The sequence below is a fragment of the Sphingobacterium sp. G1-14 genome, assembly GCF_002196555.1.
In the GTDB taxonomy this organism is placed as follows: Bacteria; Bacteroidota; Bacteroidia; order Sphingobacteriales; family Sphingobacteriaceae; genus Sphingobacterium; species Sphingobacterium siyangense.
The window spans coordinates 4,765,425-4,788,838 of record NZ_CP021381.1; the positions used below are offsets into that span (position 1 = coordinate 4,765,425).

At 38.2% G+C, this 23,414-nt stretch carries 23 protein-coding genes; 13 read left to right on the plus strand and 10 right to left on the minus strand.

Annotated features, from left to right (window positions below):
• Nucleotides 1–12 precede the first annotated feature (12 nt).
• Complete coding sequence (locus tag CBM24_RS20585; protein WP_075993798.1) at nucleotides 13–510, plus strand: DinB family protein; 498 nt, start codon at nucleotides 13–15, stop codon at nucleotides 508–510.
• Nucleotides 511–561: 51 nt separating this feature from the next.
• On the opposite strand, the gene CBM24_RS20590 is transcribed toward CBM24_RS20585, so the two are convergent.
• The 4 genes from CBM24_RS20590 to CBM24_RS20605 all read right to left on the minus strand — a co-directional run bounded on the left by CBM24_RS20590 (nucleotide 562) and on the right by CBM24_RS20605 (nucleotide 4,415).
• Entirely contained in the window at nucleotides 562–1,152 is a 591-nt protein-coding gene (locus CBM24_RS20590) for a dihydrofolate reductase family protein (protein WP_088162534.1), read from the minus strand.
• Between the two features lie 118 nt (nucleotides 1,153–1,270).
• Nucleotides 1,271–2,353 (minus strand): hypothetical protein, encoded by a 1,083-nt coding sequence (locus tag CBM24_RS20595; protein ID WP_088162535.1) that lies wholly within the window; start codon nucleotides 2,351–2,353, stop codon nucleotides 1,271–1,273.
• 138 nt (nucleotides 2,354–2,491) lie between these two features.
• Nucleotides 2,492–3,337, minus strand: coding sequence for a M48 family metallopeptidase (locus CBM24_RS20600; RefSeq protein ID WP_088162536.1), 846 nt, complete (start codon nucleotides 3,335–3,337; stop codon nucleotides 2,492–2,494).
• Nucleotides 3,338–3,488: 151 nt separating this feature from the next.
• Entirely contained in the window at nucleotides 3,489–4,415 is a 927-nt protein-coding gene (locus CBM24_RS20605; RefSeq protein WP_088163719.1) for a 2-hydroxyacid dehydrogenase, read from the minus strand.
• A gap of 169 nt (nucleotides 4,416–4,584) precedes the next feature.
• Between CBM24_RS20605 and CBM24_RS20610 the strand changes: the two genes are divergently transcribed.
• The 4 genes from CBM24_RS20610 to CBM24_RS20625 all read left to right on the plus strand — a co-directional run bounded on the left by CBM24_RS20610 (nucleotide 4,585) and on the right by CBM24_RS20625 (nucleotide 8,447).
• A complete protein-coding gene (locus CBM24_RS20610; RefSeq protein ID WP_088162537.1) occupies nucleotides 4,585–6,123 on the plus strand; it encodes a glycosyltransferase family 39 protein in 1,539 nt (512 codons plus the stop codon).
• A 165-nt stretch (nucleotides 6,124–6,288) separates the two neighbouring features.
• Nucleotides 6,289–6,846, plus strand: coding sequence for a hypothetical protein (locus CBM24_RS20615; RefSeq protein WP_088162538.1), 558 nt, complete (start codon nucleotides 6,289–6,291; stop codon nucleotides 6,844–6,846).
• A 202-nt stretch (nucleotides 6,847–7,048) separates the two neighbouring features.
• Nucleotides 7,049–7,840 (plus strand): AraC family transcriptional regulator, encoded by a 792-nt coding sequence (locus CBM24_RS20620; RefSeq protein WP_232475591.1) that lies wholly within the window; start codon nucleotides 7,049–7,051, stop codon nucleotides 7,838–7,840.
• A 205-nt stretch (nucleotides 7,841–8,045) separates the two neighbouring features.
• A complete protein-coding gene (locus CBM24_RS20625) occupies nucleotides 8,046–8,447 on the plus strand; it encodes a hypothetical protein (protein WP_088162540.1) in 402 nt (133 codons plus the stop codon).
• Between the two features lie 13 nt (nucleotides 8,448–8,460).
• Here the strand turns inward: CBM24_RS20625 and CBM24_RS20630 are convergent, their stop codons facing one another.
• The gene (locus CBM24_RS20630) at nucleotides 8,461–9,252 is read right to left on the minus strand and encodes an NIPSNAP family protein (RefSeq protein WP_088162541.1); all 792 of its coding nucleotides are present in this window, start codon (nucleotides 9,250–9,252) and stop codon (nucleotides 8,461–8,463) included.
• Between the two features lie 206 nt (nucleotides 9,253–9,458).
• Here CBM24_RS20630 and CBM24_RS20635 point away from each other — a divergent pair, with 206 nt between their 5' ends.
• From CBM24_RS20635 to CBM24_RS20645, 3 genes are all read left to right on the plus strand, one after another.
• Nucleotides 9,459–9,818: a response regulator gene (locus tag CBM24_RS20635; protein ID WP_088162542.1), complete on the plus strand. Its 360-nt coding sequence runs from the start codon at nucleotides 9,459–9,461 to the stop codon at nucleotides 9,816–9,818.
• Between the two features lie 287 nt (nucleotides 9,819–10,105).
• Nucleotides 10,106–10,618: a GNAT family N-acetyltransferase gene (locus tag CBM24_RS20640; protein ID WP_088162543.1), complete on the plus strand. Its 513-nt coding sequence runs from the start codon at nucleotides 10,106–10,108 to the stop codon at nucleotides 10,616–10,618.
• 130 nt (nucleotides 10,619–10,748) lie between these two features.
• Entirely contained in the window at nucleotides 10,749–11,333 is a 585-nt protein-coding gene (locus CBM24_RS20645) for a hypothetical protein (RefSeq protein ID WP_088162544.1), read from the plus strand.
• A 51-nt stretch (nucleotides 11,334–11,384) separates the two neighbouring features.
• On the opposite strand, the gene CBM24_RS20650 is transcribed toward CBM24_RS20645, so the two are convergent.
• The 3 genes from CBM24_RS20650 to CBM24_RS20660 form a co-directional block, all read right to left on the minus strand.
• On the minus strand, nucleotides 11,385–13,217 hold the full coding sequence (locus CBM24_RS20650; protein ID WP_088162545.1) for a cytochrome-c peroxidase: 1,833 nt from the start codon (nucleotides 13,215–13,217) through the stop codon (nucleotides 11,385–11,387).
• Nucleotides 13,218–13,251: 34 nt separating this feature from the next.
• Nucleotides 13,252–14,598: an acid phosphatase gene (gene acpA / locus CBM24_RS20655; RefSeq protein WP_088162546.1), complete on the minus strand. Its 1,347-nt coding sequence runs from the start codon at nucleotides 14,596–14,598 to the stop codon at nucleotides 13,252–13,254.
• 157 nt (nucleotides 14,599–14,755) lie between these two features.
• Nucleotides 14,756–15,139 (minus strand): winged helix-turn-helix transcriptional regulator, encoded by a 384-nt coding sequence (locus tag CBM24_RS20660; protein WP_088162547.1) that lies wholly within the window; start codon nucleotides 15,137–15,139, stop codon nucleotides 14,756–14,758.
• A 308-nt stretch (nucleotides 15,140–15,447) separates the two neighbouring features.
• Here CBM24_RS20660 and CBM24_RS20665 point away from each other — a divergent pair, with 308 nt between their 5' ends.
• On the plus strand, nucleotides 15,448–16,131 hold the full coding sequence (locus CBM24_RS20665) for a YceI family protein (RefSeq protein WP_070566941.1): 684 nt from the start codon (nucleotides 15,448–15,450) through the stop codon (nucleotides 16,129–16,131).
• 135 nt (nucleotides 16,132–16,266) lie between these two features.
• Here the strand turns inward: CBM24_RS20665 and CBM24_RS20670 are convergent, their stop codons facing one another.
• On the minus strand, nucleotides 16,267–17,997 hold the full coding sequence (locus CBM24_RS20670) for a tetratricopeptide repeat protein (RefSeq protein WP_088162548.1): 1,731 nt from the start codon (nucleotides 17,995–17,997) through the stop codon (nucleotides 16,267–16,269).
• Between the two features lie 280 nt (nucleotides 17,998–18,277).
• Here CBM24_RS20670 and CBM24_RS20675 point away from each other — a divergent pair, with 280 nt between their 5' ends.
• Complete coding sequence (locus CBM24_RS20675) at nucleotides 18,278–18,769, plus strand: GNAT family N-acetyltransferase (protein ID WP_088162549.1); 492 nt, start codon at nucleotides 18,278–18,280, stop codon at nucleotides 18,767–18,769.
• A gap of 15 nt (nucleotides 18,770–18,784) precedes the next feature.
• Here the strand turns inward: CBM24_RS20675 and CBM24_RS20680 are convergent, their stop codons facing one another.
• Nucleotides 18,785–20,314: a DUF2931 family protein gene (locus CBM24_RS20680; RefSeq protein WP_088162550.1), complete on the minus strand. Its 1,530-nt coding sequence runs from the start codon at nucleotides 20,312–20,314 to the stop codon at nucleotides 18,785–18,787.
• 359 nt (nucleotides 20,315–20,673) lie between these two features.
• Between CBM24_RS20680 and CBM24_RS20685 the strand changes: the two genes are divergently transcribed.
• From CBM24_RS20685 to CBM24_RS20695, 3 genes are all read left to right on the plus strand, one after another.
• Nucleotides 20,674–21,249: a GNAT family N-acetyltransferase gene (locus tag CBM24_RS20685; protein WP_198385973.1), complete on the plus strand. Its 576-nt coding sequence runs from the start codon at nucleotides 20,674–20,676 to the stop codon at nucleotides 21,247–21,249.
• 248 nt (nucleotides 21,250–21,497) lie between these two features.
• Nucleotides 21,498–22,661 (plus strand): PepSY-associated TM helix domain-containing protein, encoded by a 1,164-nt coding sequence (locus tag CBM24_RS20690; protein ID WP_088162551.1) that lies wholly within the window; start codon nucleotides 21,498–21,500, stop codon nucleotides 22,659–22,661.
• A gap of 6 nt (nucleotides 22,662–22,667) precedes the next feature.
• Nucleotides 22,668–23,387, plus strand: coding sequence for a hypothetical protein (locus CBM24_RS20695; protein ID WP_088162552.1), 720 nt, complete (start codon nucleotides 22,668–22,670; stop codon nucleotides 23,385–23,387).
• The last annotated feature ends 27 nt before the right edge of the window (nucleotides 23,388–23,414 follow it).

Here is a 23,414-nt window from a genome sequence, read left to right on the forward strand (position 1 = left end):
CAGTAAAAAAACATGGAAACATTACCACAATTAAAAGAAGAATTAGCGAATGAGTATCAAATTACAAAAAACTTCATTGCACTTTTCCCTGAAGGCAAGAATGAATATGTCCCACATGAAAAAAGCATGAAAATGATGCGTCTGGCAACCCACTTAGTCGAAGTGTTCGAATGGCCAAGTACCATTTTAAAGACTTCAGAACTTGACTTTGCCAAAAGTGCTTATGTGCCAACAAGTCTATTGACTCGGGATGATCTCTTAAAAAAATTGGACGAAGATTACGAAGCCGGAAAAAATGCTTTAGAAACAGCTAAGGAAGAAGACTTGATTCCAAGCTGGACCATTAAAAATGATGGCCATGAACTGGCAAGCTGGAGCAAATACGGTGCTATTCGTCACTCATTAAACCAGATTACACATCACAGGGCACAGTTAGGTGTTTATTATAGACTCAATGATATTCCCCTTCCAGCAAGTTATGGCCCCTCTGCCGATTCACAGAATTTCTAAAATGCTAGCTGCTGGAATGAAAATACGACATCTATATGTCGTATTTTCATTCTACGCTGGACAATATGTATGTGCGACAACACCACCTGGAAAAACTTGCACATTCACGAGCTTTAGATCGAGAAATCTAGAAAGACCGTCGAATATAGGCAGCCCAGTACCCAATGCAATTGGATGTGTGATCAGATGATATTCATCAATTAATCCGGTTTCAATTAAACTTCGCATAAATTCAGCTCCTCCATGAGCCAATAGTGGCTTCCCTGACTCCGCTTTTAATTCTTTAATTCCTTCAATGAGACCTGCATCAAAAACCCGGGCATTCATCCAAGAGGAATGCGCAGGAAGCTTAGCATTGTGAGCAAAATCTTCTGTTTTGGGATGATAGCCCTTTTTTGTAAAGACAGCTTTAGGGATTTCATTCATTGCTGCCGCAAAAGGATTTGTTGAGGCAGGCCAATAGGAAGCCATTACTTCAAAGGTCTTTCGACCCATTAGATGAACGCCGGCAGATTCACAAATATTTAAAACCCATGCGCTAGAATGATCATCGCCACTTTTAAACATCCAATCAAGTTCACCGTGGATGCCCGCAACAAATCCATCGATGGAAACAGACATTTTCATTATTAATTTCCGCATAACAAAAAGTTTAATATTTAATAAAACAAATCCAATTCAAAACTGGGTTATTGTCTATCAAAAATAAACCATTTCAATCGACGTACAGCGGGGACAAACCGTCAATATACAAGGGCATTTACGACAGTTCTTTTTTCTGTCCTTTACCTTCCTCAAGGGTAAGCATAAAATTCAAATAGTGCTTTTTCTTCGCGAAATGCTGATCATCCAATAACTTTTTATAGGCCGATATCGCATTAAAAAGGATTTGAAGATTATCCTCGTTATAATGATCTACATTAAAATATATTAAATCCCTGTTGATATACGTGTCCAATGAAGTAAGCAACGTATCATTCAATTCATCCTTGCTTCCGGGAAGTGCCAAAAGCGTTGCCAGTTTCTTTTTTAATTCTCCTTCCCTACGTTTGACGTCTTGCAACCTTGCCTCAATATCAGCGAAGGGCAAAGTCTGAAATATAAACCGGGTATTCTCCGTCATGTGAGCATAAAGTTCTTGTGCCTCCTCATAATTCTTGTCGAAAAAAGCAAAATCATAATATCTTCGTTCAAACTCTTCACACATCCCCTGCGTATCAGCCAAGTGTGCAAAATAATAATGGATCTGCTGGTTGTAGTCGGTAATTTTATGCTCCGTAGCTGCAATAGTGTCTTCAATTTTTTTTAGTAATTCGATGGCGTCTGCAGCTCGATATTTTATACCGTCATAGTCAAAGGACTTTAATTTTAATTCTCCTTTGCTGATTGCTTCAACGACATATTTGTCATTTTTTAGACTATTAAGTTCATACAGTGTATCAACTCTACTATCGGCAAATAACTCATCAAAAGTCGGCTTTGACTGTCCCTGAAAAATTGGAGTTTCACCTTTTCGCACAGGATGATTGTAGTCATAGAAATCATTGAATCTTTGATCAACAGCATACTTGTTCATTCGACTTTCAAAATCATCACTGAAAGACGTTATTTCTAACAGTGATGGGGGCTGTTGATACTGTACCTCCGCAAACAACTTATCCGAAATTTGGTTTGCTACGGCAGCACGATTAGCTAGTATTTCAATAGCAGGTGCATTGTTGGCTTCTTGCTTGACAATATTAAGTTTCTGTAATGCTTTTACCCGATCTTCATCCGATGGATGGGACGACCATTGATCTTCAAGATTTAACTTCGATTTATCATATTTTTTTAAAGTCGCCAATTCGATCTGGGGAAAGCCATTTCACTTGATATCTATTGCGTTCCGCAAACAAGAGCATGACACAACGATGCTCTGGATAAATATTACGACTACGGATATTTTCAGAAAATTTGTTATCATAGAAAGTAAGTACATTATTTAGTGCATGGTTTGCAAACCCCAAACGTAAGAGCGAGTCAGCCAAAGCCTGGGAACCAGCAACATGTGCCGCAATTTCATCCGCATGAAATTCCATCTCTCTTGATAACGCCAAATAATTAGATTTACATATTCATAAACATGCTTCAAAATATGCTGAATCTGTTGAATAATAAACATCGATATACCAATAAAAATAGCAGAGTACCCACTGATGTTACTCCATTTACCAAACATATTATCCAGCGATTCATTCTTATACAGCATATTGTAGATAATCTGATTAACATGGTAAACATAGCTACCCACTTTCATGCTTTTTTGTGAGAAGTGGCCAAACTCGTGTGCAAGAATAGCCTTTAGTTCCTGTTGAGTAACTGCATTCACCATCCCCACACCAATCTGAAGATTTTTCTTAATGGGTAAAAACATGCTCCAAAAACTAGAGTCATAGAATACAGATGCATTGACATCATGCGATAGAAAAATTTTCTTTGGAAAGCTTGTGTCAACTTCCTTTACCACCTCATGAATAAGTGCGAATAACTGTGGTTCGTCGCTCTCATATATCTGTGTAAGATGCCCCGTATCAACTTTTGTTGACGCAAAAACAAATTTTAATAAAAAGAATAGTATAGTCAGACCTGTAGCGAGTAAGCCCAAACATAATACTGCGGTTAAAAACATGGGCTTGGCAGTGAATATCAATAGTCCCAATAAAGTAAAACCAACAGTAATACCTATTGCCAAGAGTAGCAGAATAACATAAGTAACCGCAAAAACAACAATAGATAAAATTGTTTTACGCGCGTGTTTTCTAAAGTTTGTAGATACTTGTACGTTCATAAACCGTTAATAAAGCAAGGATAATTGACTATATAAATCTAAAAAATAAAATCCATTTGCCTATAAGTTTACAAAAAATCAAAAACAAAAAACATACCCAATTTACACATCAGAGTACATTATCATTAGCCCCTTAAAGGGGATATTATCATTAATAACCTTTTTCCAAAGAAACTTCATTCAGTAAAGCCTCCCCCCGAATCATTCGTTTATAATTGTCTACTACCTGTAAAACCGACGAACTGATATTGGTTCGACTTGCTACATGCGGTGTTATAAAAATAGAAGAACAGGACCAAAATGGATGATCTTTTGGCAGCGGTTCCAGGTGAAAGACATCGAGGTAAGCTTGGGCAATCTGCCCCTTATCAATAGCCGCCAGCAGCTCATTTTCAACGAGATGACCACCTCTACCAACGTTTATGAGGACAGTTCCATTCGTACACAATTTAAAAAGGTTATGATCTAGAATTCCTCTTGTAGCATCGGTCAGGGGTAAAATATTGACAACCAAATCACTATTTTCCACAGCCGCCCTAAGTCCTTCCTGTCCCGAGAAAGAAACTACCCCTGGAAGCGCTTTAGGGGAATTGGACCATCCTTTTACTAGAAACCCCAACTGAACCAGCCTCTCGGCAACATAGCCTCCAATCTCACCTAAGCCTAAAACTGTGACACTGGTTTCACCAATGGATTTATATACTAATGGTTGCCAATGCTGTTGTTCCTTTGCTGTAGCATACATCGAAAAATTCTTCATTGCATGCATCAAACAGGTCAAAATATGCTCAAACATATCGCTTTTCAGCATTGGATCTATTATCCTACAGATATGGAGCGTTGAAGGAATCTCATTTGGGAATAAATGATCTATCCCCGCTCCTCCCGACTGAATAACTTTTAAATTAGGAAAATGAGTATAGTAATTAGCATCAGGCTTCCAACAAAGTGCAAATTCTACCGCATCATAATTTTCTATTTCGGGATATATCTCCACCTTAACATCAGGTAAATGTTTAGTGATCTCGACCTTCCATTCTTCTGCCCTAGCAGTATTCAGTAGCAAAACTATGCTCATAATCTCTTTTTTTATACGAAAATAACATTTTAGAATAGACCAGCATTTGATTTCTTCACAGAAATCACCGATCCCCATAGATCCGCAGCAATAGATGATTATTAAAATGACTTAATTTGAATTTATTTTAATCGTAAATTGGCGGAAGACAACCATAATCAAACATTAGATGGCACTTAAACATCGACTTATCCTAATCGGTCTCATCCTGTTAAAAATCATCATTCAATATCAGTTGATTAGTCCGATCTACGAATTACAACGTGACGAATTTCTACATCTCGATCAAGCGAATCACTTGGCCTGGGGCTACCTCTCGGTTCCCCCTCTGACCTCCTGGACCTCCTATCTGATCAAAATAACCGGAAATTCCGAATTCTGGATCAAATTTTTCCCCGCATTGTACGGAGCCTTAACAATTCTAATTGTCTGGAAAACTATAGAAGCGTTGAAAGGAAACCTTTTTGCACTTGTATTTGGCAGTTGCTGCATCATGTTTTCCGTTCTCTTCCGTCTGAATGGCTTATATCAGCCAAATTCTTTGGATGTATTGTGCTGGACTTCCATATACTACCTCATCATACGATATTTAAACAGCCAACAATCGAAGTGGTTGATTTATATTGCTGTTGTATTTGCTATCGGTTTTTTGAATAAATATAATATCGTATTTCTTATTCTAGGTTTAGTTCCAGCCCTTGCACTCGTGCCGGAAAGGAAGATTTTTGCTGAACGAAAATTATACCGTTGTTTACTCATCGCTGTACTTATCATCTTACCGAATTTAATATGGCAGTATCAAAATAATTTCCCGGTATTCTCCCATTTTAAGGAACTTCAGGCCACGCAGCTCGTCCACGTCAATCGGTGGAGCTTTGTCCGCTCTCAATTTTTGTTCTTCTTCGGGACCTTTCCCGTTCTAATTTTCAGTTTATATGCCCTATTGAAATATCCCGCATTTAAACCTTATCGCCTATTCTTCTGGTCATTTTTTAGTACCATTGGTGTTTTCTTATTGCTAAGAGCCAAGGATTATTATGCTATTGGCATTTATCCAATCTATTTTGCTTTCGGTGCAATCTATATTTCCTCACTGCTGGAAAACAATACTGGTAAAATTCTAAAGCCTATCTTGATCACTTTAACAGTCATCCTGTTTCTTCCCATCTACGACATTGCTTTTCCCAACCGCAATCCAGCGTACTTTGTAGACCATCCGGAAAAATACAGGAAATATGGCATGTTAACCTGGGAAGACGGTGAAGAACACCCTCTTCCACAAGACTTCGCGGATATGCTAGGTTGGAAGGAGCTTGCTCGCAAAGTGGACAGTGTTTATCGTCAGATTCCTGACCGTCAAAATACACTCGTTCTTTGCGACAATTATGGGCAGGCAGGTGCTATAAATTACTACTCCAAACTGGGAATTAGAGCTGTTTCATTCAATGCCGATTATATCAATTGGTTTGATCTGAGTAAAAAATACCGCAATTTGATCCGTGTCAAGAACCGTTGGGAGCGTGAAACTGAACTAAAAACAACCAGTCCCTTATTTACACAGTCAATGGTAGCAGACTCCATCACAAATAGCTACGCCCGGGAACATGGAACAATGATCTTCTCTTTTATCAACGCTAAAATTAATATAAATGAACGGGTTTCAAATGAAGTAGAATCAGAAAAAAAGGAAAAGAATCTTCCTTTATAAATTGGCAACTTTTAAGCCTTTAAGGTTAACTGAGCGCTTTTTTTATATAAAATATTTATTATCTTTAATATACTTAGCCAAAGCTTCCCACCTAGTCATGCTCGCCGTAATACCGCCAGCACCGTAGCGACTACTGGGGCTTAATACCATATTAATAAGATATTTATGCGATTTTTGAATTTTTTGAAGGGACAGGGTAATCTGAAGCAAATTGATGTTAGCGAAGACGATGATTTTGTGGATTTACGATTGACAGTAACAAAATATTGGAAGGACGACGACGAACATCATATCGTTCAGGCAAAGGGGCTTTGGGGTAGAGAGACAGTAGGCCTAGCAATAGCCTTTCGACCCGATATGAAATTGGGAATTGTAGACACTGAGGTTGATAAAAAAAGATTTTACCGTGAAGGAGTTAACTTCTATTCGATAGGTAAAGTAAGCGACAATTTTACCAGGGCCTTACATAGCCTATTTCAAATAGATGGTACGCTAGGTAATATGCAAGATAGCGTCGGTTCCACCGCATTTATTGTCAGCGGACGACCAGAGCATTTTGATGAAGATTATATTAAAGCTAAAGTTTTCTTCGACGGTGCAAATGAAAAGAACCTTTACGCGGAATGGTATGTCAATGTGGATTTAAAAAACAAGATCCTGGAACTCCGCGAAAAAGACCCCGAATATAGAAAAAATATACTCACTATCTTGACAAATGTTTAAATTTGACCGTGCTTTCCAATCAACTAACCAGCGTTGAAACACAGGAAGCTTTTTGACAACAATGATCACTTAACAAGGGCGATCCTTTTTGAGACATTCAGTTGTTGGATCATCCAGTACATATCGATCATTAAGAAAAATGCAGCAAAAGAGTCACACTATACCACTAAATTCATTTCCGAATGATTTTAATTTAGGAATATTGATAAAAAAGAATGCTGTTAGAAATTTAGAGCTTGACCAAATAAGTCAAGCACATCGCGATGATTTCTATCTATTTTTTATACTCGAAGAGGGAAATGGAATATTTGAAATAGATTTTCAACAGCACAGATTAGGCCCCTCTTCCGTTATGATCATCCAGCCCTATCAGGTACACCGTGGAATAGCAATGGATTACAGTACGTTTAGTGTCCTGATGATCAGTGTAGAAAACCTAAATTCGGATTACATAAATGCATTAAAAGATATCGACACGATCGCTCCGATCAACATTGATCGAGAAACATGCACTATTTTATCGGAAACGGTAGATATCTGTCTCAAGCTCAACGAAAGAAAACACGAAAAACTGTATCCTGCGTTAATGAAAGACAGCTGTAATACGCTAGCTGCCCTAATTATTTCACAGTATTTAGTACAATCAAAAAAAAGTGATGCACAGTCCAGAGCAGAGCATATTACAAAACAGTTCAATGCATTGTTGGATAAAGATTTTATCATCAATAAACAGCCAAAAATATATGCCGAGAAATTGAAAATATCAACAGCTTATCTCAATGAATGCATAAAAAAAGCAACTGGAAAGCCCGTTACCTATCATATTCAACAACGTATCGTATTGGAAGCAAAACGGCTGCTATACCATTCAAGTAAATCCGTTAAGGAGGTTGCTACCGCACTTGGCTACGATGATTATCCTTATTTTTCGCGCTTATTTTCAAAAGTAACAGGCATGACGGCCCTTACATTCCGAAACAAAAACATCGAATAGTCCAATACTTACCACCTTTTATCTCTTTTAAACCCCACTGGATTAATATTTCTTTGTAATATAAAATACGGCGAGCTCCCGATCATTGGTTCTTCATTATAAAAAGGCACAAAATCCTTTTTGACGAATTACTGATCTCCGTTGGGATTAAACTCACTGTAATCAACTGAATTCTAAAAGGTAAAGCAATTAAAAGAGAAAACTAATGAGATATTTCATCGCCGAGCCTGCCGGGCAAGTAAAAAACGATTTATTTTTTGAGGTCGCCAATTTTCTTTGGGACAGCGGAAATGAGGTTTCCCTTGGAAAAAATATCATCTGCAATTGCCAAAAGATGCAACATGCAGATTACGACTATACCATCTCTCTCGTCCCGAACGATGAAGCTGTAGAATCACTTTTTAATACACATTATAAAATCATCAGCAAATATTTCGACAAAATTGACAGCGATGGTCCTATGCTTGTTTTAGCAAATACAGGCATCTATACCAATGCACTGCCCTATCCCCATAAGATTTACAATTTTGAAAAATTAGATACACAGGCTTTGGCCAGCTTCTTTGACTGGTGCAAAAGATTTAATTTATTTGTTAGAAAAAAATAAATTAAATCGAATTCTAAATATCGGAATATGCGGTAGGAAACAATAACACCTTTATACTTTTAGATACGTTATTCTGGTATTGCGGTAAATCCTGCATTGGTTTGTATAAAGGTCCAAAATCTTTCCAATGTGTATTCCTGTCTTCTATACTTTCGAATGCCGTCAAATATATCAGGTTGGGCATCGTACTACCGGCAATTACTTGTCCATAGAAAACAGCATTAAAATTTAGCTTATTAAAAATATCGATTTCACCATTGTTGAACATGTCTATCTTATTCATTGACAGTTTCTCCGTCGCAGCCTCATAACTGCGTAGTTCATAAATGCGTTTATTTTTTTCAGCAGATAATTTAGGAAGCGCTGATTTGGGCATTTCTTCAAATGCTTTCATCCATATTGTCTCCAACCTTTTGAAAGGAGGATTGCTATAACCTGCTTCAATATAAACCTTTCCAGCCTCCAGGTATTTTTGATCTTTGGCCAGCCGCTGATCCAAATTAACCAGCAAACTGAGATCAGCAGCACTGATGAACACATAAACCAATCTATCTTGGCCAACTGCATTTTCTAAGGGTTTAAATACACCGATTTCTTTAAATCCCAATTTATGCAATGCCGGTAAATAAGCCGACTCAAGATACTGGTCAATGACTTTCTCCTGCTCATCGTTCTCATAATGATATACTTTCAATTGAAAATAGTCCTGATTTACTTTTTCAAATGCAGCGGCATAACTTCCCACAGCGACAAGCAATAAAACTAAGATGAAAGGTCTATATAGGTTAAAGGCATTCTTTTTCATGAGCAATAAGATGAATTGGTTATTGATTATACCATAAAGATAATATTAATTTTGAAAGTTCAAACTCGGACGATTCGTCTCATCACAAAACTATCTTCCATTAAGCCTAAAAATGGGGATTTCTACTTACTAGAATCGGTATTTTACCCATGCTTCCCCTAAGGCTTTTTAGTTAATTTAGCTCCACCTTTTTTTAAAACGAAAACATGCCAAATAAAACAATACTGATGTTGGACGATGATAAACATGTCCTTGAAATATGCACAATAATCCTTGAAACAAACGGCTATAATATGGCCGTTTCAGAAACCTCTCACGATATCATCGAAAAGGTTGAAGAGGTACGTCCAGATTTAATCTTGATGGACAATTGGATTCCAAAAATAGGTGGTGTAGAAGCCACTCGTCTGCTCAAAAAACATCCTTTATATCGAGACATCCCTGTTATCTACCTCTCCGCAAATACCGATATTGAAACACTAGCCCAACAAGCTGGAGCAGACAGCTATCTCGCCAAGCCTTTTGATCTAGAAGATTTAGAAAATAGAATAGCTGAACTACTGTAGTTCTATTCTTATATTTCAGCACCATTACGGAAATGCTACTCGCGAAACTTATATTTTGATACCCTACTTGCGCATAAGGCCACATTGAAACGAATAGGATCATGTGTTGCTTTAATACAATTGTGGCTTACTCAATTGCAGGCATGTATCATCATAGTTGTCGCGGCATAGTCATCGGGAATCAGCAATTTGGAATGAATGCAATACCACATTTGAAGTATAAATAATAATACATACTTTCGCATTATAGTATTAGAAATAATCATTAAGACAGCATTAATTACGCTATGTCAGAGTCCGTTTTAGCATTTCAATCAGGTTCATTCCATATCCGTCAGCTGACAGAGAGCGAATCCCCACTTTATAAAGCGATGCGTATCGAGTCAATTCAAACCGAACCCACACTTTTTCGACGGAGCACTCCTCCTGAAATAGAACTATCTGATATGGATTGGGCAGAACGCATAAGATACCCACGTATTGTTTTTGGTCTTTTCGAAAGTGAAAAAATGATTGGGATAACCAGTATGCTGTTGCTGAATAAAGAAGAAGCCTACTTTGGTCAGTCTTTCATACAGCCACAGTATAGAAAATTAGGTCTATCGAGTCTTTTGTATAAAATAAGAATGGTGTGGGCCACCGCGAATCAATTAAGAAAACTGACTATAAGCCATCGTGAAATAAATATGATTTCAAAAGCCGCTATCCGAAAAGCCGGTTTTCACTATAGCCATAAAGAACTTGTACAATGGCTCGACGGAACAAGTGGTTACTCCATGTATTATAGTCTACTCCTATAATCAGTAAGGCGAACTAACTTGACTGTTAATCAATCCAGAGAAACCAAAATAGGGTAAAACAATCGCTTTTCCATCTTGAATGCGTATATTGAATCGATTTATGTTTCATTTAATGCTGTGTTAATACCGGATGAAAAAACTAATCTTGAGCATATTCTTTTTAGCTAGTTTAGCCTTATATGGCCAGCAAAAGGCAACAAAAGACAGTTTTACAGCAAAAATTCAAGAACTAGAAGGCGATATAAATCATGATGGTTATCCGGATAAAATTGTTCTTGCCATGGACACTTCAAATACGACAACACCAATTAAAACGCAGGTATTTCTGTCCAAACCCAACGGAAAGATACAGTTGGCCCTCTCCTCAACGACGATGATCGAACCCCATTTTCCGCTGCCCAACTTCGCTATCGAAAATGGTCAGCTTCATATATTAGCCGATATCACAGATGGGCATGCCAACTATACATTTCGTTGCAGAAATGGAAATTTTGAATTGATCTACCTAGAAAAAGGAACCTGGGATGGCAAAAACACAACGACTGAAACCCAATTCAACTTATTAACTGGAATAAAAACTGAACAGGTAAAAGCGCTAGGGTCCGAAGAGAATCTACAAGAAAGAAAAACTACGATAAGAATTAATCCCTTACCGTTACTGCAGGAGCTCAATCAATTTGATGCCCCCTCATTTAGGCTCAATAAAACTCCTTAGAACAGCAAAAACAATCGATAGGATTCTAAAAGAGATACCCCACCAGCCATTTTATTGGCTTTCGAGACTTTCCATAAACGCAATGATATCTTTCATTTCCTTTTCGGTCAGATGCAAATTTTCATCTGACAATGTCTGATTGGGTAATTTGATCCCCAATCCTGCCCCACCCCCATTATTATAAAATTCCATGACCTCATCTAGCGTCTGATAGATCCCATTGTGCATATAGGGAGCAGTTTTCTTTACATTCCGGACAGAAGGTATTTTAAAGGCATATTTATACGAATCAACACCAATGATATCATAGTATCCTAAATCTGAATCCAGCACAGAATCTTTCAGGGATTTTGGTACCCCCAGGACTTCGACTTCGCTCTGTATAAATTTGGGTGGTGTAACACCGTTGAATAAAGGCAGGAAATGACAGGTCGCACATTTTCCCTTGCCCATAAATAAATTAAACCCATCCACTTCCGGTTTGGACAATGCGTTCTTATCCCCACGCATATAATCATCAAATCGGCTATTGATTTTGGTCAGGCCACGAATATAAGAAGCAAGTGCATTGCTTACCTGCTCAGCTGAGATCGGGCCATCCGTTGTATTGAATGCTTTATTAAATAATGATCGATAGATTTTATCCGAAGAAACGTATTGAACGATATCAGTTACCGAGCCGTCCATTTCCTGCTTATTACTAATGACATCGTGTATCTGATCTTCCAGCGTCAACGAACGCATATCATAGAAGTAGTTGGACTGTAAGGCCGCGTTAAGCAAAGTAGGCGTATTACGTTTGAGCAAACGTCCCGAACCATGAATGTCCACTTGCAAGTTCAACCCATCCGTAAATGCGCGATCAGGATGATGGCATGAAGCGCAACTTCTCGTATGTGTCCCTGACAAAGCAACATCATAAAATAATTTCTCGCCCAATACGGCCTTTTCATTACTGAAGTGAAATTTCGGCCCCGGGCTAAAGGCATCTACATTAAATGCATTCAGATCAAACATCGTATTGACGTCTTGCCGAAGCATCCGATTGTATCTGATTTTAGGGCCTAGAAGATTACGCTCCAACTGTGCTATCTCCGTGCTGATGTTGTTGGCAAATTGGGTAATGAATTGCGCCCTATCGAACGAGTCAAATTCCGCGTGTTGTTGCAAATATTTGATCGCCCCTGTAAGCATCAAAGCTAGCGTTTCTTTTCTACCTGCATATTGCAAAATAATTTGCTGTAGACTGCCTAATGCAATGGAAGACTCGATCATACTATTTCGAGAAAGTGCATTATCAAATCCGGTAATCCCCAAAGATATAATCCGAAATACTTCGAGTTTCGAAGCATCCAAAATGCGCCAATCGTCCAATTGATGATCCTCAAAATAGGAAATCAAATAATCCGTATTGGTTATCAAATGTTCGATTTCACGAATTAGCTTTTGCCTATTGCTATTATCGTAAGTGGGATAGATAAGCTCTTCAATCACCTGCAATCCAATAGGCTCCACTCCCCTGGCCAAAGAGGGATCCAACAAATCTGCATTTTCAACTTCCTCCACCGGAGGACCATTTAATCTTCTGGATAGATCTGCAGTAAAATATTCGGACGCCCATTCAAACTTTTTAAAAAGAAGCCTTGTCTTCAAAAAAGCTCTTCTCAGCCCAAGTGTATCCACTGTACCTTTCCGTGCTTCGGCATTCAGTGTATCCTTGATATATGTCCTAAAAGAAAGCATCTGACCCAGTACTTCTTTCTGAATCAGATGCTCACGGGCATTGCCCTCTTTTTGTTTTGTATAAACAGGCTGCCCTGTAGTAAATCCAAGGGTAAATACTATTGCAACCAATACGATAAAAACGACAACCTTTTTACACATTGTTCAATTTCTTATCTCTCGATATAAAAACCGTCTATTTGAAAACGAGCGCATTTCTAAAGGGATTTGCTTTTCTATCTCTTTCAGCAAGAGGCTCTATTCCCCAGCGTTTTTCTATAAATGAAAGGATGCTCACTGTTTCATACAGCGTATGATCCACTACACCACGCTTAGCAAATGGTCCAATGACAATTGCCGGGATACGGCTCCCAGGTCCCCAACGGTCAACGACGGGTGGGTTAACGTGGTCAAAAAAACCACCAAATTCATCGTAAGTCAAAATCACCAACGCGTCTTTTGCATTCGGTCCCTCCAATACAGCATTGATTAAGTTAACCGCAAGTTGTTCGGAGGAATAGACCGCCGAACTTCCGGGATGCTCATCATTGCCTCCACCCGGTTTAACAAAAGAGACACTAGGAAGCGTTCCTTCTTTTGCGGCTTTAATAAAATCGTTTTGATCCTTCATGTGTTTTCGCCCTTCCTTACCATCTTCATAATTAGCGAAATATAAAAAAGGCTCATGATTGTAGGCAAAATTATTTTTACGTTCGGCAACAGCGTCATCCCAGCCTTCTGAATACCAAGCCCAACTTACATTTTTCGCTGTCAGGCGATCGCCAATGGTCGGCATAGTCTGAGAAGGTAATAATTTGGAAGTATCAGATTTCGCGGGATAAGGTTTGTTGCGAGAAAGCACATGATTGATCGCATAACCGTCTGGCGTAACTACACCATCTTTAATCATCTTTCCATTTGCATCGAGTTTAGCAACCATTGAGCTTGGTGCATCAGGCCAAACAGGAATAGCTGCCGAAATCATATAAATATGATTTAAATAGGATCCGCCAAATACACTCTGAAAGAAATTATCACACAATGTATATGCTTTGGCAAACGGATACAAAGGTAGCTTCTCTGTATTGTAATAGCCCATCGCTAAACCTTTGGAATCATTATAGAGTGCAAATTTATCCATTTTTCCACCATTGATCTGCAATTGATTATGATAAAAACGGTGTGTAACATCGGGCGTCGCCTTATCCGAAGGTACATACTGGTCTATATTAAAAAATTGATTGGGTAGATTGGTTGGAAAGGAATTGTTACGTGGAATTTCGGGGAGGTATTGATAGGCTTTACCATTCTCGTCTACCTGTAAGAAATCCCCCTTTTTGACATTCGCTATGCCATTGGCTCCCTTGAATTCGCCATAAAGATTGTCAAAACTATGGTTTTCCATATAAATAACAACCACATGGTTAATTTTTTTGATCCCTTCATCAAAGGAAATCTCTTGGTGTCGGGCGTTTTTGGTAACTCCGCAACTGCTGATACTCAAAACTCCAAGAGACAAATAAAGTAAGTGTTGTAACCGCATCCTGTCTTCTTTTAGTAGGTTAGACTGTAATTTCTAGAACAAACTTACAATTATTATCGTTTTCATAACCTATAATCAAAGGGATTTGCTGCCAACGTATCAGGTTCTTTACAGGCATCCACTCTCTTACCACTAAAAACAAAGGCGTGTTTACATACTAGGTCGTAGCTTCCACTTCCTCATTCTTGGTATAAAGTTTACTCCTGTAGGTTATACCCCACTTGGTAATCTCATCGATGATTGGACCCAAAGTTTTTCCGCACTCGGTCAATTCATACTCTACCGTCAGGGGTTTGGTATTTAATACTGTTCTTCTGATCAGCTGGTTCATTTCTAAATCCTGCAGTTCTTTAGACAACATCTTCGCACCTATCCCATCAACTTCGCGCAGCAGTTCCATAAAGCGTAATTTTTCGACCAACAATAAGGTACCTATAATATGAAATTTCCATTTTCCGGCTAAAATCTCCATGGTATCGTTAATGGCCAACACGCGTGTTTTGCATGCACCTGACGACGTTAAAGTTGCTTCCTTTTTCATTTCACTATTTTTTATTCATGTATTGTCCACCCTCACAGGCTTCCTTATCCCTATACGATCAACGATAAATGAACACACAGGCAAAGCTTGGACCACTGACATGATTTCTTTATTCTTACAAAAATACGCATTTATAAAGTTACAGACCACTATCTTTTTGGAAAGTAGTTTCTTTAAGGAAACTGATACCAAAAATAAACTATCTATCATCTACCTTTGTATCGGCAACATCAGAAGGTGTAAATTGGCACAGTTGATGCTGCAAAATGTAAAGTGTAAATAACATATAAAAAATAAAACGATTAAAAATGAAAAAGCAATTAATCTCGGGTTTAGCCCTTATCTTGTTGTTAGCTTCTTGTCAAAACACAAATGGCGACAAAGCAACAACAACAACTGCTCAGGAAGTAACTGAACAAAAAGGACAGACTTACACTGTTGAAGCAGATAAAAGCTCATTAAAATGGACTGGTTACCATAAAGGCGGTTTAAACCCAAGATATGGTGTTTTGAAAAGCGAAGGAACACTTTCAGCTGAAAATAACGCAGTTACTGGTGGTACTTTCACAATCGATGTCAATTCTATTCTGACAGATACAGCTTCTGTAGATCCCGCAACATCCGGTGGCAAAAAATCATCAGATTTGGATGCACATTTAAAAAGTGCTGATTTCTTCGACGTAGCAAAATATCCAACTGCAAAATTCGAAATCACCAAAGTTGGTCCATTCGATGCAGCGCAAGGAAAAAGTGTTGTTGCTGATGCGACAAATACGGTCAGTGGTAACTTAACCATCAAAGATAAAACTGTGAATGTAACTTTCCCTGCAAAAATTACCTTCAATGGTGACGAAGTAACATTCTACTCTAAATTTACGATCCAAAGACAAGATTGGGGTCTTACTTACGGTACAGAAGGTAACCCACAAGATTGGATGATCGCACAAAACGTTGACATTGAACTTAATGTCACTGCAAAAAATGCGAAATAGATTTCAATAGCGTTTAGTCGCTCTTAGCAAATAGATTAATCGAGTAGACTCTACTTGATTAATCTATTTGATTTAAATAACCTCCAAATACGAGATCATCTTCATTCAGGACATGAAGACGTCAACTCAATATCCTTAATCTTCGATTTGCTCCAATTTTTTCTTCAATCGTTGTTTTGCCTTACGAACTGCTTCCACCGAAACACACAGCAGTTCGCTCATACTAGAATTACTTAAATCCAATTTGAGCAGTGCTAATATCTTGAGGTCATTCTCGGTAACCTTTGGATATGTTTGCCTCATTTGTGTCAGATAAGCTGGATAAACTTTGTTAAAAACATGTTTAAACTTTTGCCATCGCTCATCTGTCATAATGTGATATTGCAAAAGCGCATTTAAATTATCCGTAACTTGTGTCATGTGTGCCGGATCAGATTCAGAAATCTTGATCACTTCCTGTCTAAGTTGCTGGATGACGACATCATTTTGCCGGATGGTGTCTGTAAATTCAGTCAAGGAGTTTCGTAAAATCACAAGCTCCTGATCTAGCAATTGTTTTTCATAAGCAAGCGCAAGTTGGTCTCTTTCCAACAGTGTATTTCGCATCTTAATTTTAATTTTCGACTTATTGACCAACAATACAACTATGGCAAAAATCAAGATAAGAACAATGCCTATAAACTGATACATCCGTTTTGTCCGAATCCGTTTTTCTTCCGTCGCCTGGATAGTCCGATTGTATTTTTCAGATTCCCTTTGCCAGAGCATTTTCTGGATCTCCTTATCATTCATCCTTTTTTCCAACGAATCTTTCAACGTCAGATATAAATGCAATTGCTTAAGCTCCTCCCCCCCACGTCCCAAACCCCGCATGATGTTGGACTTGGATTTTGCCAATTCCATTTTATATTTTAAAAAATAGGGCTTATCTTCCATCAAACTTTCACAGGCCATTACATATTCCTCCGCCAATTTCCATTCTTTTCGTTCGATATACCAATTTGCTAAATTGAGATTTGCCCGCATCGCATCTCTACGCTCATTATAACGCATAGAAAGTTCAATATTTTTCTTAACCAACGCAATCGCTTTTTCCTTTTCACCTTTTCGCCATGCATGATCCGCTAGATTACCCGAAATTATACCGATCCAAACCGAATCTTTCGCCAATTTAGCCTCATCCATTGCGCGATTCAAATAGGTAAAAGCTTGGTGATTGAGCGAGTCCTTTGCCAGATATACAGCAATTGAATTGATCAGATCGATACGTTCTCGTGAAGCCGGCTTTGTAAAAGGTAGGGCTTCTTCTAAATAAACAACAGCATTAGCCTGATCACCTATATAACTGTAGAAACTCGCCATAAATTGGTAATGCTTGACTACCAAGGGAATTTTTTTGACATTAACTTTAGATTTTAAATCATTCGCTCGTAGAAAGAACGGAAATGCTTCTTTTACCCGTCTATAGATAAAATTGTAATACCCTTCACGCGCACAACCCAACATTTCTAATTCAGCGTCTGGATGTACACGTAGCAACTGCTCAGCCAAACGATAATACCGTTCAGATGATAAATTTATACGATCAAACGCAATAGAGAAACCATCGGCCATACGCATATAATAGACCCATTTTAAAGCAACACTCCTTTTTTTGTCTGCCAATTCCAAAATTGGGGCCAAGGCATTTTTCAACTTTATCGTATCACCGTCAAACCTAATGGGCAACTGAAGGGCAGCTTCTAGTTGGACAACAGGGTTTTCAATAGCAGATATTTCCGCTACAGATTGCCCACATACATGATTAAGGTTGCCTGACAACACCAAAGAAACGAGTACAAAAAAATAAAATAAAATGGTTTTCATGCTTAAAAAAGGTGAATTTCAGCGCTCCGTCTCCCCTATTGGCATAACCGACAAATTAATTTTCAATAATTCTTAAAAATTAACACGAAAAATACTCCAAGAAAATGGTTAATACTGACATATTGCCCGCAAATCGACACGTCTACTTGCGGTTATAAATATAATATTTATAACTTTAACATAATTACACGTTTTTATTAAAATTTCGCCTTCTTTTGACAACACTGCACCCCACTAGATTTGGCATATCAGGTCTTTTATTTAACACTTTTTCCAAAAGATGAACAAAATTCAAACAAAAACAATAGGATTAACTCTCCGAAAAGGAATATTGCAAGATCTGCAGGAAATATTAATCCTATTTTCCGGAACGGTTGAGACCGTCTGTGCAGACGATTACAATAACGAGCAAATTGTAGCATGGATATCATCCGTTAATAATCATGACCGTTGGCATCGGCTAATCGAAGATCAATATTTTATTGTAGCTGTGCTCAATCAGAAGATTGTTGGTTTTGCCTCCTTACCTCATGGAGATTACATTGACGTCTTATATGTGCATAAAGATTTTCAACGCCAAGGAATTGCACAAAAGCTTTTTAATACACTGGAAACCGAAGCTCACGCACATAAAAACACTATTTTAACCGCAGACGTAAGCAAAACAGCAAAACCTTTTTTTGAAGCCAATGGATTTAAAATTATCGCTGAGCAGATCCAAATACGAACTGAAGTCGAAATACCAAACTATAACATGAAAAAAGATCTTTAGATTTACTTCCGAATTTTAGAAATGCTCCCCATAGTTGATTACTTCAGTTTTCAAAATCAGCTTACTTTCAGTATCATTCCTTAATGTCGCTGTTGCTATTTTAGTCTTTGTATCAACATTGAACTCCAGCACAGCCCCAATGTTCTTTTTGTCATTAAAAAATGAAGCAAAGTTTTTAAATGTCTCAGTTTCATCAAACAAAAACCGCGCAGCACATCGGTTATTATGCTGATCATACCATTTGATATAAACATCTTTGGGAATACCTCGAGACGCCATGTCCATATCCCGAAGACCCTCATCAAAGACAAAACGCTCTGCATTATAAAATTCAAAGTCTGCGTCGAATGTTTTAATATCGGCAGACATAACAAGTTTTGGCTGTAAAGGATACCGTGTGCGCAATTTATCCCAATAACCATAGGGAATAGGTTTATTTCCAATAGCTTGTTGAACATCCGAAGGAATAATCGATGTATCGGACAATACCTGTTCGCGCCATTTCTGATTAAAGATATTACCGTACGCTCCATTATCCTTGGATGTATCCGTAGCATGGATCACTACTTTTTCTGCTTGATAACGACCAATTTCGACCTGACGACGTCCTGTTCCAGTGGCCCATATCACAACTACACCCTCCGGAGCAAAGCCCAAAATAATCTTATTATAATGTTCATCAACAGTTTTCGTCGCCCCTTTTTCTTGGTATGGCGTACTGAATAACGTCCGCAATTTACCATAATCAATCGGACCGTTCATGCGATAAAAAACATCTTCAGCAAATGAATACCAAGTAATGTCCAATGCCTTAGGCAATGACATCACTTGCTCATATGTACCACCCCCAGCTTGCCCCCACACCGCATTATAGTTCACGATATTACCCTCACTAAATGTAAATTCATAATCTTCATCTTTCGGAAAGATAAAGCGGCCTTTATACAACTGAACGGGATAAGCTGTTGGATTACTCATCGCACAGAACCATTTATAGCGTCCTTCCCTGATATTATCTTCTTGCGTGAGGCGTTCTTCCCTGAGTTCATTAAACTCACGTATTGTCGTTGAGAACGCGAATATAATCGGTAGCAAAATAAGATATCCAAGCAAAGTCGGAACCAAATATTTCCAGGATTTTACGGCCCATGTTATAATCACGCTACTAAAGAATGTCAGGAAAATACTGAGTGTTAAAATCAAGGGAAACATTTCCTTAATCACTCCCCCTAGATCCGCATAAAGTCGATGCTCGTATTCATCATCCAAAGTCGATAAAAAAAGTAATACCGGAAGCAATAAAGAAAATAAGCAATAAAAAAGAAAACCATAGCCAAGTTCAAAAGCGAACTTTGATTTCTCTAAGGCCTTTAATTTCTTTCGAAAGAAATTAAAATGGAAATAAACCAAGGCGATAACAATAAAATAAGGCGAACAGCAAAATGCAGCATAAACCAAATTTAAATCTGCATTATGTACAAGTAGGGTCGCGATTAGGCTGATGATAGCAACCAAAAAAGCAGAAACTGTAGCTCTTAAAATCATTGTAATTTGTTTTTAATCAAAAAAATTCTGTTGATTTCGCCTAACCAACAACAGGTATCAAAAATAACAAGAAATGTTTTAGGAATATAAGCCGATCGATATTCAACTACATTGATCAAATATTCGACACAAAGTAGACAATATATTTTTTTCACAAGAATGTATTTAATTAACTTTTATCTATTTTCGTCAGGATCGATATCCTGAGCCATTTCAAACACAGTCTATAAAGGTCCAGCTTCCCCCCTCTCCAGCAAGAGATCGCTCGTTATCGTAAAATTTCTTCGAAAACACTCCAATCAAAGGTCCTCTAAGGAAAGTCGATCAAGTTTACTAACTTCGTTTTTATTCTTCAAATCATGGATATACATAATAAAATTAGAAAAGCCAAAGAAAGTGATTCGCATGTTGTACCTGAAATTATGCTCCAGGCGATGGGAGACATTATATTTCGTTTTATTCAAAAAGAAGATCCAACTGAGGCAGTACTTTTTCTAACCCAGCTTTTTAGGCAAAAAGGTAATCTCTATAGTTATGAGAATACATTTGTCGCAATCGACGATAATGAACGTATTGTAGGTTCTTTAACCGGGTACGATGCTGATCAGTTTGTTGAATTAAGACAGCCTATTTTGGATCACATGAAGGAGCAGTACAACAATAATTTGATTCCAGAAGCCGAAACAGCTGGTGGCGAATTTTATATCGATTCAATTGCGGTTGCTCCCATTGCACGGGGCAAAGGTATCGGAACAGAACTTTTACAGTATGCGATTACACATGCCAAGCAACATGGTTTTAAGAAAGTTGGTCTGCTCGTTGACCTAAAGAATCCCAATGCGCAAAAGCTCTATGAAAGGATTGGTTTTAAGCTTGGTAAAAAAACACCTTTCGCAGGAGGCGAATATTACCACATGTATATTTCTCTGGATTAAATACAGTGTTTAGCTTATTTATCGCCATTCAGGCCTTATAATCAGTCCACTTAAAACAAAATTCCGAATTAGGAAATGCAGCAATCCGTGCGGTCAAAGATGTACCTCTTGACAGAAGACCTGAAGAGTATTACGCTTATAATGAAGATTGGGACGATTAACAACATGATCAAACTTTTTACGTTTATTTAGAATAATTACTGATAATACTGTATTTTTGCGCTGTTCATCCTATTGGCAGCGCATCTATGACAAATAAAAGAGCTAAACAAAATATTCTAAAAAATATACTTGGAAAACTCCATCTTTATTTCGGCTTATTATTTGGTGTAATCTTTTTTGCTGTTTGCGTTACAGGAATGTTATTGAGTTTTGAAAAAGAGCTTACCCCACTTTTATGGCCGAAAGAACAGAAGGTAACCGTACAAACCAATCGTCTTTCTCTTGCACATATTTCCCAAAAAGCCGAAGTCATATTTCCGGACAAAAAGTTGTTTCGCATCGAAATTCCAGCAGATCCTTCCCGCAGTGTCCGCATACAGTATGGACAAAAAAAGACCGGATACTGGTATGCATATATGAATCCTTATACTGGAGAACTATTATCCAAAGGTCGGCAGAGTGACCGTTTTTTTCAAAAGACTTTAGATATCCATCGTTTTCTCCTCGTCGAAAAAATCGGAAGTACCCTAACGGGAATCTCAGCTCTAGCGGCTCTCTTTCTTGCCCTAAGTGGTATTTACCTTTGGTGGCCCAAAAATAAATCCATGCTCAGACAACGTGTAACGATGAAAATGGCAGCCTCTCTCAAAAGAAAGGTCTGGGATTTTCACGCAGTGGGCGGTTTCTACGCATCTTTGTTTTTAATTATTTTTACCTTAACAGGATTGACCTGGAGTTTCGATTGGTACAATAAACAATTCTATAAAGTATTGGGTTCAACCCAAAAATCAACAAAAGAGAAGATCAGCAACACCAACAAACTGGCTTTTTCAGATTACCTCGTGCTGGATACGATCTATCAGCAGCTAAACAACCTATACCCTACCTCGGGAAATATAATTGTCACGTTTCCTGAAAAGAAGGATTTAGCTTTTGCCCTAACCAAGGAAAATTTTTCAAATTCAATATTACAGATCAACCAAGCGTTCTTTGACAGCAAATCCGGACAACTGCTTAAAAATAACCCCTTAGAAAAGTTACCATTGGCACAGCAGGTTCAACGCATGATGAAACCCATCCATATGGGATCGATATTTGGACTACCCTCTAAAATTATTGCATTCTTAGCCGTTACCCTAGCAGCGTCTCTCCCCATCACAGGGATATGGATATGGCTGAACAAAAGAAAGAAGAAGAAACCGTCAAAAAGCCAAAAGAAGAAATCAATTCAACTTCAAACCATAGCATAGCCTACCATGCGTATTATCCTTATTTTTCTCATCTTTCTGATAAGTCGAGCAGAAAGCCAAGCCAGTGCCTTCTGGATAGAGGTGATACCACCTGCTAAAAACAGTTCATTGGTAACTGTCCGCGTGTGTTACGGTTATATTGATGACCTTAGTGTAAGACATCGTACAAGTGGCACCGAATTCGAGTCCATAAAATTGTTTGACTTCAAAACACGAGCAACCTCAGGCCAAGAATCACCATTGTTATTGGTAAAAAAAGCGGATTGCTGGGAGGGGACATTTTCCGCCAAAGCAAACACATTTTATCAGGTTATTGGAATCAATACCAAGTTACCCGTCATCGTTAGAAATGCAAAGGATTCCAGTAAAAACATCCGTTCCATTGAATATCTTTACGGTGAATATGGACGCTCCAGCACGCCGGGTACCTTACCTATCATAGCGGAAGGTCCATATATCCAACTCATACCACAAAAAGATTCTTATCAGATATTACCTTACATCTATGGTAAACGCCCGACGAAAGAGTCTACTATCCGAATCTTTAACCCGGAGAATTGGGAGAAAAATATTCCAGTTGACACCGCTGCAAATATAGTTTTTCGGGCAACTCAAAAAGGTATGTATATGATCCGGCTAGATTGGTATGAAAATAGCCCCGGCGAGGATCAGGGCATTCCCTTTATGAGAATCAGACATCGATGCAATTATTGTCTCAATCTGTAAATAGATAAAAAAAAGAGAAGGCTAAGC

Coding starts and splice junctions, on each gene's coding strand:
- CBM24_RS20585 (WP_075993798.1), top strand. CDS start 13: ATGGAAACATTACCACAATTAAAAGAAGAATTAGCGAATGAGTATCAA.
- CBM24_RS20590 (WP_088162534.1), bottom strand. CDS start 1,152: ATGCGGAAATTAATAATGAAAATGTCTGTTTCCATCGATGGATTTGTT.
- CBM24_RS20600 (WP_088162536.1), bottom strand. CDS start 3,337: ATGAACGTACAAGTATCTACAAACTTTAGAAAACACGCGCGTAAAACA.
- CBM24_RS20605 (WP_088163719.1), bottom strand. CDS start 4,415: ATGAGCATAGTTTTGCTACTGAATACTGCTAGGGCAGAAGAATGGAAG.
- CBM24_RS20610 (WP_088162537.1), top strand. CDS start 4,585: ATGGCACTTAAACATCGACTTATCCTAATCGGTCTCATCCTGTTAAAA.
- CBM24_RS20615 (WP_088162538.1), top strand. CDS start 6,289: ATGCGATTTTTGAATTTTTTGAAGGGACAGGGTAATCTGAAGCAAATT.
- CBM24_RS20625 (WP_088162540.1), top strand. CDS start 8,046: ATGAGATATTTCATCGCCGAGCCTGCCGGGCAAGTAAAAAACGATTTA.
- CBM24_RS20630 (WP_088162541.1), bottom strand. CDS start 9,252: ATGAAAAAGAATGCCTTTAACCTATATAGACCTTTCATCTTAGTTTTA.
- CBM24_RS20635 (WP_088162542.1), top strand. CDS start 9,459: ATGCCAAATAAAACAATACTGATGTTGGACGATGATAAACATGTCCTT.
- CBM24_RS20640 (WP_088162543.1), top strand. CDS start 10,106: ATGTCAGAGTCCGTTTTAGCATTTCAATCAGGTTCATTCCATATCCGT.
- CBM24_RS20645 (WP_088162544.1), top strand. CDS start 10,749: ATGAAAAAACTAATCTTGAGCATATTCTTTTTAGCTAGTTTAGCCTTA.
- CBM24_RS20650 (WP_088162545.1), bottom strand. CDS start 13,217: ATGTGTAAAAAGGTTGTCGTTTTTATCGTATTGGTTGCAATAGTATTT.
- acpA (WP_088162546.1), bottom strand. CDS start 14,598: ATGCGGTTACAACACTTACTTTATTTGTCTCTTGGAGTTTTGAGTATC.
- CBM24_RS20660 (WP_088162547.1), bottom strand. CDS start 15,139: ATGAAAAAGGAAGCAACTTTAACGTCGTCAGGTGCATGCAAAACACGC.
- CBM24_RS20665 (WP_070566941.1), top strand. CDS start 15,448: ATGAAAAAGCAATTAATCTCGGGTTTAGCCCTTATCTTGTTGTTAGCT.
- CBM24_RS20670 (WP_088162548.1), bottom strand. CDS start 17,997: ATGAAAACCATTTTATTTTATTTTTTTGTACTCGTTTCTTTGGTGTTG.
- CBM24_RS20675 (WP_088162549.1), top strand. CDS start 18,278: ATGAACAAAATTCAAACAAAAACAATAGGATTAACTCTCCGAAAAGGA.
- CBM24_RS20680 (WP_088162550.1), bottom strand. CDS start 20,314: ATGATTTTAAGAGCTACAGTTTCTGCTTTTTTGGTTGCTATCATCAGC.
- CBM24_RS20685 (WP_198385973.1), top strand. CDS start 20,674: ATGGATATACATAATAAAATTAGAAAAGCCAAAGAAAGTGATTCGCAT.
- CBM24_RS20690 (WP_088162551.1), top strand. CDS start 21,498: ATGACAAATAAAAGAGCTAAACAAAATATTCTAAAAAATATACTTGGA.
- CBM24_RS20695 (WP_088162552.1), top strand. CDS start 22,668: ATGCGTATTATCCTTATTTTTCTCATCTTTCTGATAAGTCGAGCAGAA.